The following is a 14,374-nucleotide window of genomic DNA, read 5'->3' on the forward strand; positions in this document are numbered from 1 at the left end:
CCGCTTTCACCGCATCACCCACGGACCCCCAGGTTTCGCAAGAGGCCTGGGGGTTTCGTTCGCATACAGTCGCGCGCATGGATCAGTTCGCCGCCTTGAAGGCATTTCGCGCCGTGGTCGAGGCCGGCGGCTTCACGGCCGCGGCCGAGGCCATGGATGTCTCGCACACCGTCGTCTCGCGCCAGGTCAAGCAGCTCGAGGCCGCGCTCGGCGTGCAGCTGCTCAACCGCACCACGCGCCGCTTCGCGCTCACCGAGGCCGGCCAGACCTACTACCAGCACAGCCGCCAGATCCTCGACCAGCTCGAGGCTGCGGCGCTGGCCGTCGCACGGCACCAGGTCGAGCCCACGGGCCTGCTGCGCATCAACGCGCCGATGTCCTTCGGGCTCGAGGCGCTCGCGCAATGGCTGCCGGCTTTTCTCGAAGCGCATCCGCAGCTCAGGGTCGACCTGGTGTGCAACGACCGCTTCGTCGACCTGATCGAGGAGGGCTTCGACGTGGGCCTGCGGCTGGCCTATGGGCTGTCGGACTCGACGCTGGTCGTCAAGCGGCTCGCCAGCTTCGAGGAGTGGTGGGTGGCCTCGCCCGACTACCTGCGGCGGCGCGGCACGCCGGTCGTGCCCGCGGACCTCGCGGCGCACGAGTGCCTCAACTACTCGCTCGCGGGCAAGGCGGGGCAGCCGAGCTTCACGGCGCGCGACGGCAGCGTGCACACGGTCGAGGTCGGCGGCCGCTTGCAGGCCAACAGCGGGATCGTGCTGCGCACGGCCGCGCTGGCCGGCACCGGGCTCGCGCTCTCGCCGGCCTTCCTGCTGCGCGACCACCTCGCGCGCGGCGAGCTGGTGCGCGTGCTGCCGGACTTCAGCCAGCCGGCGTTGAACCTCTATGCGCTCTATCCGCAGAACCGGCACCTGTCGCCCAAGGTGCGCGCCTTCGTCGATTTCGCGGCGGAGCGTTACAGCGCCGGCTGATCGAGCAGCCGCAGCAGCTCATCGGTCGAGCGCACCTCGGCCACCACGTCCGACACGCCGCGCAGCGCCGCACGATGCAGTTCGCGATGGCCGAGCACGCCGCCGTCCTCCAGGTCGAGGTCGCGCGTCGCGCAGGCATCGCCCGCGATCAGGTTCTGGTAGCCGCGCGGCGCGGCATCGAAGGCGGTGGCCGACACGCACATGTGGGTCATGAGGCCGGTGAGGATCAAGGTGCGGATGCCGCGTGCCTGCAGCTCGGTGTCGAGCGAGGTGCCCGCGAAGGCGCTCGGCGTCGCCTTCGTCAGCACCGCGTGCCGCGCGTCGGGGCGCAGCTCGGAATGGATGTCGAAGGCCGCGCTGCCCTGCGCGAAGATCGGGCTGTCGGCGGGCGCGAGGTGCTGCACATGGAACACCGGCATCGCATGCCGGTCCGCCGCCTCGATCAGCCGCCGGGCCTGGCGCAATGCCGGAAGGCCATCGGGGATCGGCATGCGGCCGTCGAAGTACTCGTTCTGGAAGTCGATCGCGATCAGCGCCGTGGTGGCGGGATCGAGGCGGGTGGTCGGCTGCGCGCCGGTGAGCGTGCGGATGCTGGGATGCTGCATGGACTTCTCTGTGTGACTGAAGAAGACCGAAGCGTACGAAGCACGGGCGTGCCGGTGTAGATGCGCCGCCGCACAAGACTTGTGCGAATCGCGAAGGTCGGCGCGCGCGGGCCGAAGCCACCTGCCTGTTGCCGATGGACCGCGGGCGATGCAGCCGCGATGTAGTTCGGAAGTGCGCGCGAAAAAGCAGCGATCGCGTGCGCGCGCCATGCTGCGGTGCACATGCTTTGTCGTTGCGGCGACAGTGTGCCGATGGCATGCATGCCGGACATGCGTCACCGTTCGAGAAGGTTGCACTGCAGCATAGGCATTTGCCCCAGTATGCAAGCGAGAGGCGCCCCCCAACAATCGGTCCGCGCTCGATGGTGGCGCTGTGAGAACAAACGCATGACAGACTTTTTCGGTCACTACCCGGGCGGCTTCGCGAGATGAGCGACGTCATTCTCGAAACACGCCAGCTCACCAAGGAATTCAAGGGTTTCACCGCGGTCAGCAAGGTCAATCTCTCGGTCGTGCGCGGTTCGATCCACGCGCTCATCGGCCCCAACGGCGCAGGCAAGACGACCTGCTTCAACCTGCTCACGAAGTTCCTCGAGCCCACCAGCGGCACGATCCTGTTCAACGGCCAGGACATCACGGGCGAGCGCCCCGCGCAGATCGCGCGGCGCGGCATCATCCGCTCGTTCCAGATCTCGGCCGTGTTCCCGCACCTCACGCTGCTGGAGAACGTGCGCCTGGGGCTGCAGCGCCGCCTGGGCACCTCGTACCACTTCTGGAAGAGCGAGAAGTCGCTCGAGCCGCTCAACGCCCGGGCGCGCGAGCTGCTCGCGGAGGTGGGCCTCGAAGAACTCGCCGAAGAGCAGACCGTGAACCTGCCCTATGGCCGCAAGCGCGCGCTCGAGATCGCGACCACGCTCGCGATGGAGCCCGAGCTGATGCTGCTGGACGAGCCCACGCAGGGCATGGGCCACGAGGACGTGCACCGCGTGGCCGAGCTGATCAAGCGCGTGTCGGCGGGCCGCACCATCCTGATGGTCGAGCACAACATGAGCGTGGTCTCGACCATTGCCGACACCATCACCGTGCTGCAGCGTGGCGCGGTGCTGGCCGAGGGGCCCTACGCCGAGGTCTCGAAGAACCCGCAGGTCATGGAGGCCTACATGGGCACCACGGACGGCCAACTGCAAGGGGCTCACTGATGACCGCCGCACTCGAGATCAAGGGCCTGCAGGCCTGGTACGGCGAATCGCATGTGCTGCATGGCGTCGACATGGTCGTGCAGCCCGGCGAGGTCGTGACGCTGCTGGGACGCAATGGCGCGGGCCGCACCACCACGCTGCGCGCGATCATGGGCCTGACCGGCGCGCGCAAGGGCAGCATCGAGGTCAATGGCCGCGAGACGATCGCGATGCCCACGCACCGCATCGCGCACCTGGGCATCGGCTATTGCCCCGAGGAGCGGGGCATCTTCGCGAGCCTGTCGTGCGAGGAGAACCTGATGCTGCCGCCGGAGCTGAAAGGCGCGGGGCAGGGCATGTCGGTCGACGAGATCTACGCGATGTTCCCGAACCTGGCGGAGCGCCGCCACAGTCAAGGCACGCGGCTATCGGGTGGCGAGCAGCAGATGCTGGCCGTGGCGCGCATCCTGCGCACGGGCGCCAAGCTGCTGTTGCTCGACGAGATCTCCGAAGGCCTGGCGCCGGTGATCGTGCAGGCGCTCGCTCGCATGATCACCACGCTGCGTTCCAAGGGCTACACCATCGTGATGGTGGAGCAGAACTTCCGCTTCGCGGCGCCGCTGGCCGATCGCTTCTACGTGATGGAGCACGGCCGCATCGTCGAAAAGTTCGGCGCCGCGGAACTCGAAGCCAAGATGCCCGTGCTCAACGAGCTGCTGGGCGTCTGAATCCCTTTCCCCTTCCGTCCACAAGACCCCGACGTTCCCGTCCTCATCTCACAAAGATTCTTTCAGGAGACTTCGCATGCAAAAGAAACTCGGCCTCATCGCAGGTGCCATCGCCGTCCTCGCCCTCGCAGCCACCGGCGCGCAGGCCCAGGAAAAGGTCAAGATCGGTTTCGTCACCGACCTGTCGAGCCTGTACGCCGACCTCGAAGGCAAGGGTGGCGCCACCGCCATCCAGATGGCCATCGACGACTTCGGCGGCAAGGTGCTGGGCCAGCCGATCGAGCTGCTGACCGCCGACCACCAGAACAAGGCCGACATCGCCGCCTCGAAGGCGCGCGAATGGATCGACACCGCCGGCGTGACCATGGTCTTCGGCGGCACCAACTCGGGCGTGGCGCTGGCCACGGCCAAGGTGGCCGAAGAGAAGAAGCGCGTGTACTTCAACAACGGCGCGGGCAGCTCGGTGCTGACCAACGAGCAGTGCAGCCCCTACACCATCCACTACGCCTACGACACGGTCGCGCTGGCCAAGGGCACGGGCGCGGCGGTGGTCGACCGCGGCGGCAAGAGCTGGTTCTTCCTGACGGCCGACTACGCCTTCGGCCATGCGCTCGAAGCCGACACCACCAAGGTGGTGAAGGAGAAGGGCGGCTCGGTGGTGGGCTCGGTGCGCCATCCGCTCAATGCCTCGGACTTCTCGTCCTTCCTGCTGCAGGCGCAGAACTCGAAGGCGCAGATCCTCGGCCTGGCCAACGCCGGCGGCGACACCATCAACGCGATCAAGGCGGCCAAGGAATTCGGCATCAACAAGACGATGAAGACCGCCGGCCTGCTGGTGTTCCTCAGCGACATCCACAGCCTGGGTCTCAAGAACACCGAAGGCCTGCTGCACACCACGAGCTGGTACTGGGACCTCAACGACGACACGCGCAAGTTCGCCAACCGCTTCTTCGAGAAGACCAAGCGCATGCCGACCGACGTGCAGGCCGCCGACTACTCGGCCACGATGACCTACCTGAAGGCCGTGGCCGCCGCCAAGACCACCGATTCCGACAAGGTGATGGCGCAGCTCAAGAGCATGAAGATCGACGACTTCTACGGCAAGGGCCAGATCCGCGCCGACGGCAGCTTCATCCACGACATGTACCTGGTGGAAGCGAAGTCGCCGGCCGAGTCGAAGAAGCCCTGGGACTACCTGAAGGTGCTCAAGACCCTGCCGGGCGACCAGGTCTTCACGACCAAGGCCGAAACCAAGTGCGCGCTCTGGAAGTGAAGAGCGCCTGAGACCGCCCCGCCGAAGAACACGAGACCACCACGAGGATCACCACCATGAAACGCAGCGCCATCGCTTCCGCCTGTCTGCTCGCCACTGCCTTCGTGGCGGCGGGCGCCGCCCAGGCGCAGGACAAGGTCAAGATCGGTTTCGTCACCGACATGTCCAGTCTCTACGCCGACGTGGAGGGCAAGAATGGCGCGGTGGCGATCCAGATGGCCATCGACGACTTCGGCGGCAAGGTCAACGGCCTGCCGATCGAGCTCTTGACCGCCGACCACCAGAACAAGGCCGACATCGCGGCCTCGAAGGCGCGCGAGTGGATCGACACGCAGGGCCTGACCATGCTGTTCGGCGGCACCAACTCGGGCACGGGTCTCGCGATGGCCAAGGTGGCGCAGGAGAAGAAGCGCGTGTTCGTGGTCAACGGCGCCGGTACCTCGGCGCTCACCAACGAGCAGTGCAGCCCCTACACCGTGCACTACGCCTACGACACCGTCGCGCTCGCCAAGGGCACCGGCGGCGCCGTGGTGGAGCAGGGCGGCAAGAACTGGTTCTTCCTGACCGCCGACTACGCCTTCGGTGCCGCGCTCGAGGCCGACACAGCGAAGGTGGTGAAGGAGAAGGGCGGCACCGTGGTCGGCGGCGTCAAACATCCGCTCAACGCCTCCGACTTCTCGTCCTTCCTGCTGCAGGCGCAGAACTCCAAAGCGCAGATCCTGGGTCTTGCCAACGCGGGCGGCGACACCATCAACGCGATCAAGGCGGCCAAGGAATTCGGCATCACCAAGTCGATGAAGATGGCCGGCCTGCTGGTGTTCATCACCGACATCCACAGCCTGGGCCTGAAGAACACCGAGGGCCTGCTGCTCACCACCAGTTGGGACTGGAACCTCGACGAACGCACGCGCGCCTTCGGCCGCAAGTTCTTCGACAAGACCAAGCGCATGCCCACCGACATCCAGGCCGCCGACTACTCGGCCACCATGACCTACCTGAAGGCGGTGCAGGCGGCCAAGACCACCGATGCCGACAAGGTGATGGAGCAGATCAAGAAGATGCCCATCGACGACTTCTACGCCAAGGGCACCGTGCGTGCCGACGGCCGCTTCGTGCACGACATGTACCTGATGCAGGTCAAGGCGCCGTCCGAGTCGCGCCAGCCCTGGGACTACTACAAGGTCGTGGCCAAGCTGCCGGGCGACCAGGTCTTCACGACCAAGGCCGAGAGCAAGTGCGCGCTCTGGAAATGACCGACCCCCGCGGGCCCGCTCGGGCCCGCGCCTGCTGAATCCCCTATGACCATTTCCCTTCCCGCCTTGTTGAGCCAGCTCCTCCTGGGGCTGGTCAACGGCTCCTTCTATGCCATCCTGAGCCTCGGGCTGGCCGTCATCTTCGGCCTGCTCAACGTCATCAACTTCGCGCACGGCGCGCTGTTCATGCTCGGCGCGGTGCTCACCTGGATGGCGATGGAATATTTCGGCATCAACTACTGGGTGATGCTGATCGCCGCACCCATCGTCATCGGTCTGTTCGGCGTGCTGATCGAGCGGCTGCTGCTGCGCTGGATCTACAAGCTCGACCACCTCTACGGCCTGCTGCTCACCCTGGGCCTCACGCTGCTCATCGAGGGCGTGTTCCGCTCCATCTACGGCGTCTCGGGCCTGGCCTACGACGCGCCGGAGGCGCTGTCGAGCGCCACCGACCTGGGCTTCATGGTGCTGCCCAACTACCGCGCCTGGGTGGTCGTGGCCTCGCTGGTCGTGTGCATCGCCACCTGGTTCGTGATCGAGAAGACCCGCATCGGCGCCTACCTGCGCGCGGGCACCGAGAACCCGCGCCTGGTGGAGGCCTTCGGCGTCAACGTGCCGCTGATGATCACGCTGACCTATGCCTTCGGCGCGGGCCTGGCGGCCTTCGCGGGCGTGCTGGCCGCGCCGGTGATCCAGGTCTCGCCGCTGATGGGCCAGAACCTGATCATCGTGGTGTTCGCCGTCGTCGTGATCGGCGGCATGGGCTCGATCATGGGCGCCATCCTCACCGGGCTGGGGCTGGGCGTGATCGAGGGCTTCACCAAGGTCTTCTATCCCGAGGCCTCGTCCACCGTCGTGTTCGTGATCATGGTCATCGTGCTGCTGGTGCGTCCTGCCGGCCTGTTCGGCAAAGAGAAGTGAGAGCAGGCGGCATGAACATGAAAAAGATCTCCACCGTCTTCTACGGCCTGCTGCTCGTCGCGCTGGTGCTGGCGCCGTTCTTCGGCGCCTACCCGGTGTTCGTGATGAAGCTGCTGTGCTTCGCGCTGTTCGCCTCGGCCTTCAACCTGCTGCTGGGCTTCACCGGGCTCCTGTCCTTCGGCCATGCGGCCTTCCTCGGCGGCTCGGCCTACGTGGCCGGCCATGCGATCAAGGTCTGGGGCCTCACGCCCGAGCTGGGCCTGATCGCGGGCACGCTGGTGGGCGCGCTGCTGGGCTGGCTGTTCGGCGTGCTGGCCATCCGGCGCCAGGGCATCTACTTCGCGATGATCACCCTGGCGCTGGCGCAGATGATGTTCTTCGTCGCGCTGCAGGCGAAGTTCACCGGCGGCGAGGACGGGCTGCAGGGCGTGCCGCGCGGCAAGCTGTTCGGCCTGCTCGACCTGAGCAACGACCTGACGATGTACTACGTCGCGCTGGCGATCGTGGCGGCCGCCTTCCTGCTGATCGTGCGCACCATCCACTCGCCGTTCGGGCAGGTGCTCAAGGGCATCAAGGAGAACGAGCCGCGCGCGCTGTCGCTGGGCTACGACGTGGCGCGCTTCAAGCTGCTGGCCTTCGTGATCTCGGCGGCGCTGTCGGGCCTGGCGGGTTCGCTCAAGACGCTGGTGCTGGGCTTCGCGACCCTGTCGGACGTGCACTGGACGGCCTCGGGCCAGGTGATCCTGATGACGCTGGTGGGCGGGCTGGGCACCTTGTCGGGTCCGCTGGTGGGCTCGGCCGTGGTCGTGCTGCTGGAGAACAAGATCGGCGAGCTGGGCAACCTGCTCGCGCGCATCACCACCATCGACTGGTTCAACACGCTGGGCGAGTCGGTGACCATGGTCACGGGCCTGATCTTCGTGATCTGCGTGCTCGCCTTCCGCAAGGGGATCATGGGCGAGATCATCGCCTTCATCGATCGGCGCAAGGCCCGATGAAGGCGCGGGGTCGGGCGCTCGCCTAGAGCTTCAGCGGCGCCACGTACCCCGTCATCTCCAGGTAGCCGCGCCCCAGGCGCTTGCCCTGGCCGTCGAGCAGGTCGCTCAGGCCTTCCCAGTACACGCCGCCGGTCGAGCCGCGGCTGTCGAGTTCCTGGTCGTCGAGCAGCGCGCGCACCTCGAACTCGCCCGCGGGCGTGCGCACGCGCCACTGCACGGGGTAGCGCGCCTGCGTGCGCGGGCTGTTCCAGGAGCGGCCGGCCTCGAAGCGCACCTCGTCGGGTCCGAACACGCGCAGCGTGCCGTCGCCCGCGCGGAACGAACCGCCCGACCACAGCGCGCTGCCGTCGGCGCGGCGCAGGTGGAAGGCCGTGAGCGCGCCGCCGTCGTCGAGGTTCATGCCGATCCAGTCCCAGCCCACGGCCTCGGGGTGCAGCAGCGCCTCGCTCCATTCGTGGTCGAGCCAGGCCTTGCCGCGCACCGCGAAGGGCCGGCCGTCGAGCACGATGCGGCCCTGCGCCGCGAGCTGCGGTTCGCTGTAGTAGTAGCTGGCCTGGGCCTCGTCGGGCCCCTTGCGCGAGAGGCCCGCGCGGCCCTGCAGCAGCACCGGCTGGGTGGGCGCGAAGCGCAGCTCGAGCGTGAAGCCGCTGGCGGGAATGCGCGCCGTGTAGCCGTCCGCGGCGCGCAGCAGCGACCAGTCGCGCAAACGCAGCGCGGTGTCGGTTTCGCTGGCCGAAGCCCCGCCGAGGCCCGCGCGCGCGATGCGCTGGTCGTGTCGCAGCGCGCGGCCCTCGAGGTCGGTGACGGCCGCGTGCGCGAACACCAGCTGCTGCGCCGCGAACTTCGAGCGCATGCCCTGCGTGGCGTCGACGCGCGAGCGGAAGAAGGTGACCTGGAAGCCGAAGGCGCGATCGCCCTCGGCCTGCGCATGGCCCGTGATGTACCACCACTCGGTGCGCAGCTCGGGATGGCTGCCGAAGTCGCGCGGGAACTGCAGCGTGCGCGGCGGCAGGGCCCAGGCGGGCGCGAGGCCTGAAGAGGCAGCGAGCGCCGCGAGCAGGAGGTCGCGGCGCGACAGGAGGGCGGGTGGCATGGCCGCACGAGTCTACAAGCGCCCTCGTCACGCGTTGTAACCCACGCGCGTGCGAAAGCGATTACCGTGGGCCGGCCCATAAAAAGAAGGAGACGAGATCCATGAAGCGCACGCCCAGCCCGCGCCCCGTCGCGCGGCGCATCGCATCCCCCCGTTCCGGTTCCCTCGCCCCGAGGCTCGTGCCGCTGGCCGTGCTGCTCGCGCTCGCGGGCTGCGCTTCTGGACCGCCCGCCGAAGCGCCGCCGTCGGCGAGCACGCCGCCACGCGCGCCCTCGTCCTTCGCCGTGCCGGGCCTCGAGAAGCCGGCCGAGGTGCTGGTCGACCGCTGGGGCGTGCCGCACCTCTACGCGGGCACGCTCTACGACGCCTTCGTCGCGCAGGGCTTCATCGCGGCGCGCGATCGGCTCTGGCAGATGGACCTGTGGCGCAAGCGCGGCCTCGGCGAGATGGCGCAGGACTTCGGTCCCGCCTGGGTCGAGAGCGACCGCGCCGCGCGCGCCGTGCTCTATCGCGGCGACATGTACCGCGAGTGGTTGGCCTACGGCTCTGACGCCAAGCGCGTGGCCGAGGCCTTCACGGCCGGCGTCAATGCCTACGTGGCGCAGGTGCGCGCGCAGCCCGACCTGCTGCCGCCGGAGTTCAGGCTGCTCGGCTACCAGCCCGCGACCTGGTCGCCCGAGGACGTGGTGCGCATCCGCCACCATGGCCTCACGCTCAACCTCACCTCCGAGATCGAACGCGCGCGTGCCTACTGCGCGGGCGGCCCCGGCATCAAGGCCGACTGGCTGCGACGCGAGCTCGACCCGCCCGTCAACCCGCGCGTGCCGCCCGGGCTCGATCCCTGCACCGTGCCCGCCGCCGAGCTGCGCGCGGCCTATCTGCGCGCCACCGAGGCACCGCAGTTCACCAAGGCCAACACGCCGTTGCCGCAGCAGGGCGCGGGCCCCGGCAGCTTCGCGGTGTCGCAGGCAGGCGACGAGGCACAGGCCGACAAGGCAGATCAAGGCGACCCCACGGCCGCCTACGGCAGCAACAACTGGGTGATCGCGCCCAAGCTCAGCGCCACCGGCCGGCCGATCCTCGCGAACGATCCGCACCGCGCGCACGGCGCGCCGAGCCTGCGCTACATGACGCACCTGAGCGCGCCGGGCATGGATGCCATCGGTGCCGGCGAGCCCTTCCTGCCGGGCCTGTCGATCGGCCACAACGGCACCATCGCCTTCGGCCTCACGCGCTTCTACATGGACCAGGAGGACCTCTACGTCTACCAGCTCAATCCGCGCAATCCCAACGAGTACCGCTACCAGGGCCGCTGGGAGCCGATGGTGCGCGTGACCGAGCGCATCGCGGTCAAGGGCGAGCGCGTGCCGCGCGAGCTGGTCAACAGCTTCACGCGCCACGGGCCGGTGCTGCTGTCGGAGCCCGGCAAGCGCCGCGCCTATGCGTTGCGCGCGGCCTGGCTCGAGCCCGGCATGGCGCCGTACTTCGGTTCGATGGACTACATGCGCGCGCAGAACTGGGACCAGTTCCGCGCCGCCATGAACCGCTGGGGCGCGCCCGGCGAGAACCAGGTCTATGCAGACCGCAACGGCAACATCGGCTGGATTCCCGGCGGCCTCACGCCGATCCGCCCGAACTGGGATGGCCTGATGCCGGTGCCGGGCGACGGCCGCTACGAGTGGTCGGGCTTTCGCAACGGCGACGAGCTGCCCTCCGAGTTCAATCCCGCGCGCGGCTACGTGGTGACCGCGAACGAGAACAACATCCCGAGCGAGCATCCGGCCGCGAAGAAGGGCATCGGCTACGAATGGAGCGACGCGGCGCGCGCGCGGCGCCTGAAGGAGTTGTTCGCGGGCAAGGTGGCCGCGGGCCAGCGTTTCACGCTCGAGGATTCGCAGCGCATGCAGAACGACATCGTCGCCACGCCGGCGCAGCGCCTGCTCAAGCTGCTCGCGGGGCTGGGCAGCAGCGATGCGCAGACCGCGGCCGGCCTCGCGCTGCTGCAGGGCTGGGACGGCACCATGGACCGCGACAGCGCGGCCGCCGCGCTCTACGAGGTGTGGAGCAGCAAGCCGCTGCGCCAGGCCGTGCTCAAGGCCGGCGCGGGCGAGTCGGCCATGCAGTACGCGCTGCCGGGCGACAACACGCGCATGGTCCTGCTGCTCGAGAACCCGTTCGGCTGGGTCAGCAACGCGCAGCGCGATGCGATCCTGGTGCAGACCATCGCGCCCGCCATGCAGGAACTGAGCAACAAGCTCGGCCCCGACCCCGCGGCCTGGAAGTGGGGCGCGCTGCACCGTGCCGAGTTCCGCCATCCGCTCGGCGGCATCGTCGATGCGGCCACGCGCAGGAAGCTCGACGTGGGCGACTGGCCGATGTCGGGCTCGGCCTTCACGCCGATGGCCGCGAGCTACCGCGCGAGCGACTATCGGCTGACCTCGGGTGCGTCCTTCCGCATGGTGCTCGACGTGGGCAACTGGGATGCCTCGCGCGTCATCAACACGCCGGGCCAGTCGGGCAACCCCGACAGCCCCAACTACCGCGACCTCGCGCCGCTGTGGCTCGAAGGCAAGTACGTGCCGCTGGTCTACAGCCGCGCGGCCGTGGAAAAGGAAACGGTGGAGCGGATTCGTTTGACGCCCGCGCCGTGAAGCCGCGCAGCGGGGCCTAGACTGCGCTTTTCTTGCATCGGGCCCGCACCATGACCTTCGACGAACTCCAGCGCCGACTCGCCGAGGTACCGGCGCGCCACAAGGAGATCTCGGTCATCGCGAGCCTCGATGACGAGCCCGCGCGGCCCAGCGCGCGCCTGCTCGACATCGCGCTGCGCGCCGCCTCGGCCGCGCGCGAGATCGCGCTGAGCGTCTACGACGGCCGCACCTCGAGCGAGCCGCACTGGTTCGACACCTGGCCCGGCGAGCACTACCGCCTGCTCGCCGCGTTGGTGCGCACGCTGAAGCCGATGCGCGTCGTCGAGATCGGCACCTTCACCGGCATGGGCACGCTCGCGCTCGCGCAGGAATTGCCCGCGGGCGGCAGCGTGACCACCTTCGACCTGCATCCCTGGCACGGCTTCGAACAGACCTGGCTCGCGCCCGGCGATTTCGAGCAGGGGCGCGTGCGCCAGGTGCTGCACGACATCTCCGCGCCCGGCGGCATCGAGGCGCATCGCGCGCTGTTCGAGGCGGCCGACCTGGTCTTCGTCGACGGACCCAAGGACGGCCACACCGAGGCAAGGATGCTCGACAACCTCGCCACGCTGAACTTGCCCGCGCATGCGCTGGTCGTGTTCGACGACATCCGCGTGATGAACATGGTCGCGACCTGGCGCCGCATCGCACGGCCCAAGCTCGATCTCACGTCGTTCGGCCATTGGAGCGGCACCGGCCTGATCGACTGGAACGCTTAGCGCAATCGGGTTGCATTGCCTGCGCGCGGCGATGCACGCATGCCGCGAAGTCTTCCGTATTCACTTCCCCTTGTCGCATGCAACGCCCGTTGCATGCGCATGACTTTTGGCACTGTTGGATGCGATCCGCGATGCATACGCTCGGTCCCCTTCGATGCATGGCCTGCGATGCCGCGCATCGGAATCCGACGCCGCTGCATTGCAGCCGCATTCATCGACCAGTTGCTACAGAGGGGGAGAGAACCCATGAGATTCAAATTTGCAGTGGCCGCCGTGGCGGTCGCATTGGCTGTTGCCGCGTGCGGCGGCGGGGGCGGAGGCTCGGGCTTCGGGTTCCTGCCGCCCGGCCAGAACGGCGGTGACCCGGGTGACCCGGGCGGCCCTGGCGGTCCCGGCACGCCCGCACGCAAGGATGCGAAGGTCACGGGCCGCGTGACCAATGCGCTCGACGGCGCCGGCATCGCGCAGGTCAAGGTCACGGCCGGCGGCGTCAGTGCCACGACCGCGGACGATGGCTCCTACACGCTCGAGGGCATCACCAACGGCGCCTCGGTGCTGCTGAGCTACGAGAAGAACGGCTTCGCACCGCAGAGCCGTTCGACCGCCGCGCTCGCGCCGGCCGAAGCCAGCACCGTCATCAACATTCCGATGCTGCCGGTGGCGTTCAGCGACACCTTCAACCCGGGCGCCGCGCGCGACCTCGCGGTGCCGGGCTCGACCGCCATGGTGCGCCTGCCCGCCAACGCGCTGCGCCGCGCCGACGGCAGCACGCCCACCGGCCAGGTCACCGGCCGCCTCACGCCGATCGCACCCGCGACCAACGTCAACCTGATGCCCGGCAACTACCTCGCGGCCACCAGCGGCGAGCCGGCGGCGATGGAGAGCTTCGGCGCGCTCGACGCCAGCTTCGTCGATGCGGACGGCGCCCCGCTGCAGCTCGCGCAGGGCGTGAGCGCCACCGTGCGCATCGCGCCGTCGTCGCGCAGCGCCGCGCTGCCGCCGACGGTGCCGCTGTTCTTCTACAACACGGCCACCGGCCTGTGGGTGGAAGAGGGCAGCGCGAGCCTGCAGGGCACCGCGCCCAACCAGTACTACGAAGGCACGGTCACGCACTTCACGACCTGGAACGCCGACCAGATCTACAACACGGTGCGCGTCAACGGCTGCGTGCAGAACGCGGCGGGCGAACGCGTCGCGGGTGCGGTGGTTGCGTCGGAAGGCAAGTCGTACAGCGGTGTCGGCTCGGCCGTCACCAATGCCAACGGCGAGTTCTCGGTGCCGGCCAAGCGCAGCAGCGAAGCCTTCGTGGTGGCGAGCAAGAATGCCGAACTCTCCAATGCGGCGAATGCGACGCTGGGCGACCAGGACATCACGCTCGGCGGGTGCCTCACGCTGACGAGCTCGGCCATGTCGATCAAGCTGACCTGGGGTGAACGGCCCTACGACCTCGATTCCCACACGATGGGCGCGAATGTCGGTGAAGAGGTCTACTACGCCAACAAGGGCTCGCTCGCGGCCGCGCCGTTCATCGGCCTTGACGTGGACGACGTGGACAGCTTCGGTCCCGAGTACACGACCTTCGCGAAGCTCGCGCGCAATCGCACCTACCGCTTCTTCGTCTACAACTTCTCCGACACCTACGACCCAGGTCAGACCGGATCGCCCGCGCGCGTGGAACTGAGCAACCGCGGCGCCCAGTCGGTCTTCTCGCCGCCGGCAGGCGAGGTGACGGATTCGACGCGCTACTGGCACGTCTTCGACCTGCGCACCGACGACAACTGCAACGCCACGGTCGTGCCGGTCCAGAAGTTCCTGGCCAACAAGCCGCCGGAAGTCAACACCGACGCGAACGCCCAGTACTGCAACTGAGCGGCATGAACGATGGCCGGCGCGAGCCGGTCGTCTTCAGCCGAAGAAGAAAAGGGAGCAGGGGGAAAAGGCGCGC

General features: G+C 68.4%; 12 protein-coding genes. 10 read left to right on the forward strand and 2 right to left on the reverse strand.

From position 1 onward, the window contains the following. Positions 1–77: 77 nt before the first annotated feature. Entirely contained in the window at positions 78–971 is an 894-nt protein-coding gene (locus AC07PU_RS18055) for a LysR family transcriptional regulator (protein WP_495319215.1), read from the forward strand. On the opposite strand, the gene AC07PU_RS18060 is transcribed toward AC07PU_RS18055, so the two are convergent. Beyond that, complete coding sequence (locus tag AC07PU_RS18060) at positions 956–1,576, reverse strand: cysteine hydrolase family protein (RefSeq protein WP_495319217.1); 621 nt, start codon at positions 1,574–1,576, stop codon at positions 956–958. The two genes, AC07PU_RS18055 and AC07PU_RS18060, sit on opposite strands and share 16 nt — an antisense overlap. Positions 1,577–2,004: 428 nt before the next feature. Here AC07PU_RS18060 and AC07PU_RS18065 point away from each other — a divergent pair, with 428 nt between their 5' ends. From AC07PU_RS18065 to AC07PU_RS18090, 6 genes are all read left to right on the forward strand, one after another. Beyond that, positions 2,005–2,775 carry an ABC transporter ATP-binding protein gene (locus AC07PU_RS18065; RefSeq protein WP_208513586.1) on the forward strand — a complete coding sequence of 257 codons (771 nt, stop codon included), beginning with the start codon at positions 2,005–2,007 and terminating at the stop codon, positions 2,773–2,775. Further along, positions 2,775–3,482: an ABC transporter ATP-binding protein gene (locus AC07PU_RS18070; protein WP_431509544.1), complete on the forward strand. Its 708-nt coding sequence runs from the start codon at positions 2,775–2,777 to the stop codon at positions 3,480–3,482. The genes AC07PU_RS18065 and AC07PU_RS18070 overlap by 1 nt, the downstream gene beginning before the upstream one ends. Positions 3,483–3,558: 76 nt before the next feature. Further along, a complete protein-coding gene (locus tag AC07PU_RS18075) occupies positions 3,559–4,755 on the forward strand; it encodes an ABC transporter substrate-binding protein (protein ID WP_492714555.1) in 1,197 nt (398 codons plus the stop codon). Between the two features lie 56 nt (positions 4,756–4,811). Then, positions 4,812–6,008 carry an ABC transporter substrate-binding protein gene (locus AC07PU_RS18080; protein WP_093356153.1) on the forward strand — a complete coding sequence of 399 codons (1,197 nt, stop codon included), beginning with the start codon at positions 4,812–4,814 and terminating at the stop codon, positions 6,006–6,008. Positions 6,009–6,053: 45 nt separating this feature from the next. After that, the gene (locus AC07PU_RS18085; protein WP_203201892.1) at positions 6,054–6,929 is read left to right on the forward strand and encodes a branched-chain amino acid ABC transporter permease; all 876 of its coding nucleotides are present in this window, start codon (positions 6,054–6,056) and stop codon (positions 6,927–6,929) included. 11 nt (positions 6,930–6,940) lie between these two features. After that, positions 6,941–7,927, forward strand: coding sequence for a branched-chain amino acid ABC transporter permease (locus tag AC07PU_RS18090; protein ID WP_431509542.1), 987 nt, complete (start codon positions 6,941–6,943; stop codon positions 7,925–7,927). Between the two features lie 22 nt (positions 7,928–7,949). On the opposite strand, the gene AC07PU_RS18095 is transcribed toward AC07PU_RS18090, so the two are convergent. Continuing rightward, the gene (locus AC07PU_RS18095) at positions 7,950–9,020 is read right to left on the reverse strand and encodes a lipocalin-like domain-containing protein (RefSeq protein ID WP_495319222.1); all 1,071 of its coding nucleotides are present in this window, start codon (positions 9,018–9,020) and stop codon (positions 7,950–7,952) included. 101 nt (positions 9,021–9,121) lie between these two features. On the opposite strand from AC07PU_RS18095, the gene AC07PU_RS18100 reads away from it, so the two are divergent. The 3 genes from AC07PU_RS18100 (at position 9,122) to AC07PU_RS18110 (ending at position 14,298) form a co-directional block, all read left to right on the forward strand. Continuing rightward, positions 9,122–11,671, forward strand: coding sequence for a penicillin acylase family protein (locus tag AC07PU_RS18100; protein ID WP_495319224.1), 2,550 nt, complete (start codon positions 9,122–9,124; stop codon positions 11,669–11,671). A gap of 50 nt (positions 11,672–11,721) precedes the next feature. Continuing rightward, the gene (locus AC07PU_RS18105; protein ID WP_495319226.1) at positions 11,722–12,429 is read left to right on the forward strand and encodes an O-methyltransferase; all 708 of its coding nucleotides are present in this window, start codon (positions 11,722–11,724) and stop codon (positions 12,427–12,429) included. Positions 12,430–12,675: 246 nt separating this feature from the next. Continuing rightward, complete coding sequence (locus AC07PU_RS18110) at positions 12,676–14,298, forward strand: carboxypeptidase regulatory-like domain-containing protein (protein ID WP_490878602.1); 1,623 nt, start codon at positions 12,676–12,678, stop codon at positions 14,296–14,298. Positions 14,299–14,374: the final 76 nt, after the last annotated feature.

The organism is Variovorax sp. GW821-FHT10D07 (assembly GCF_059415325.1).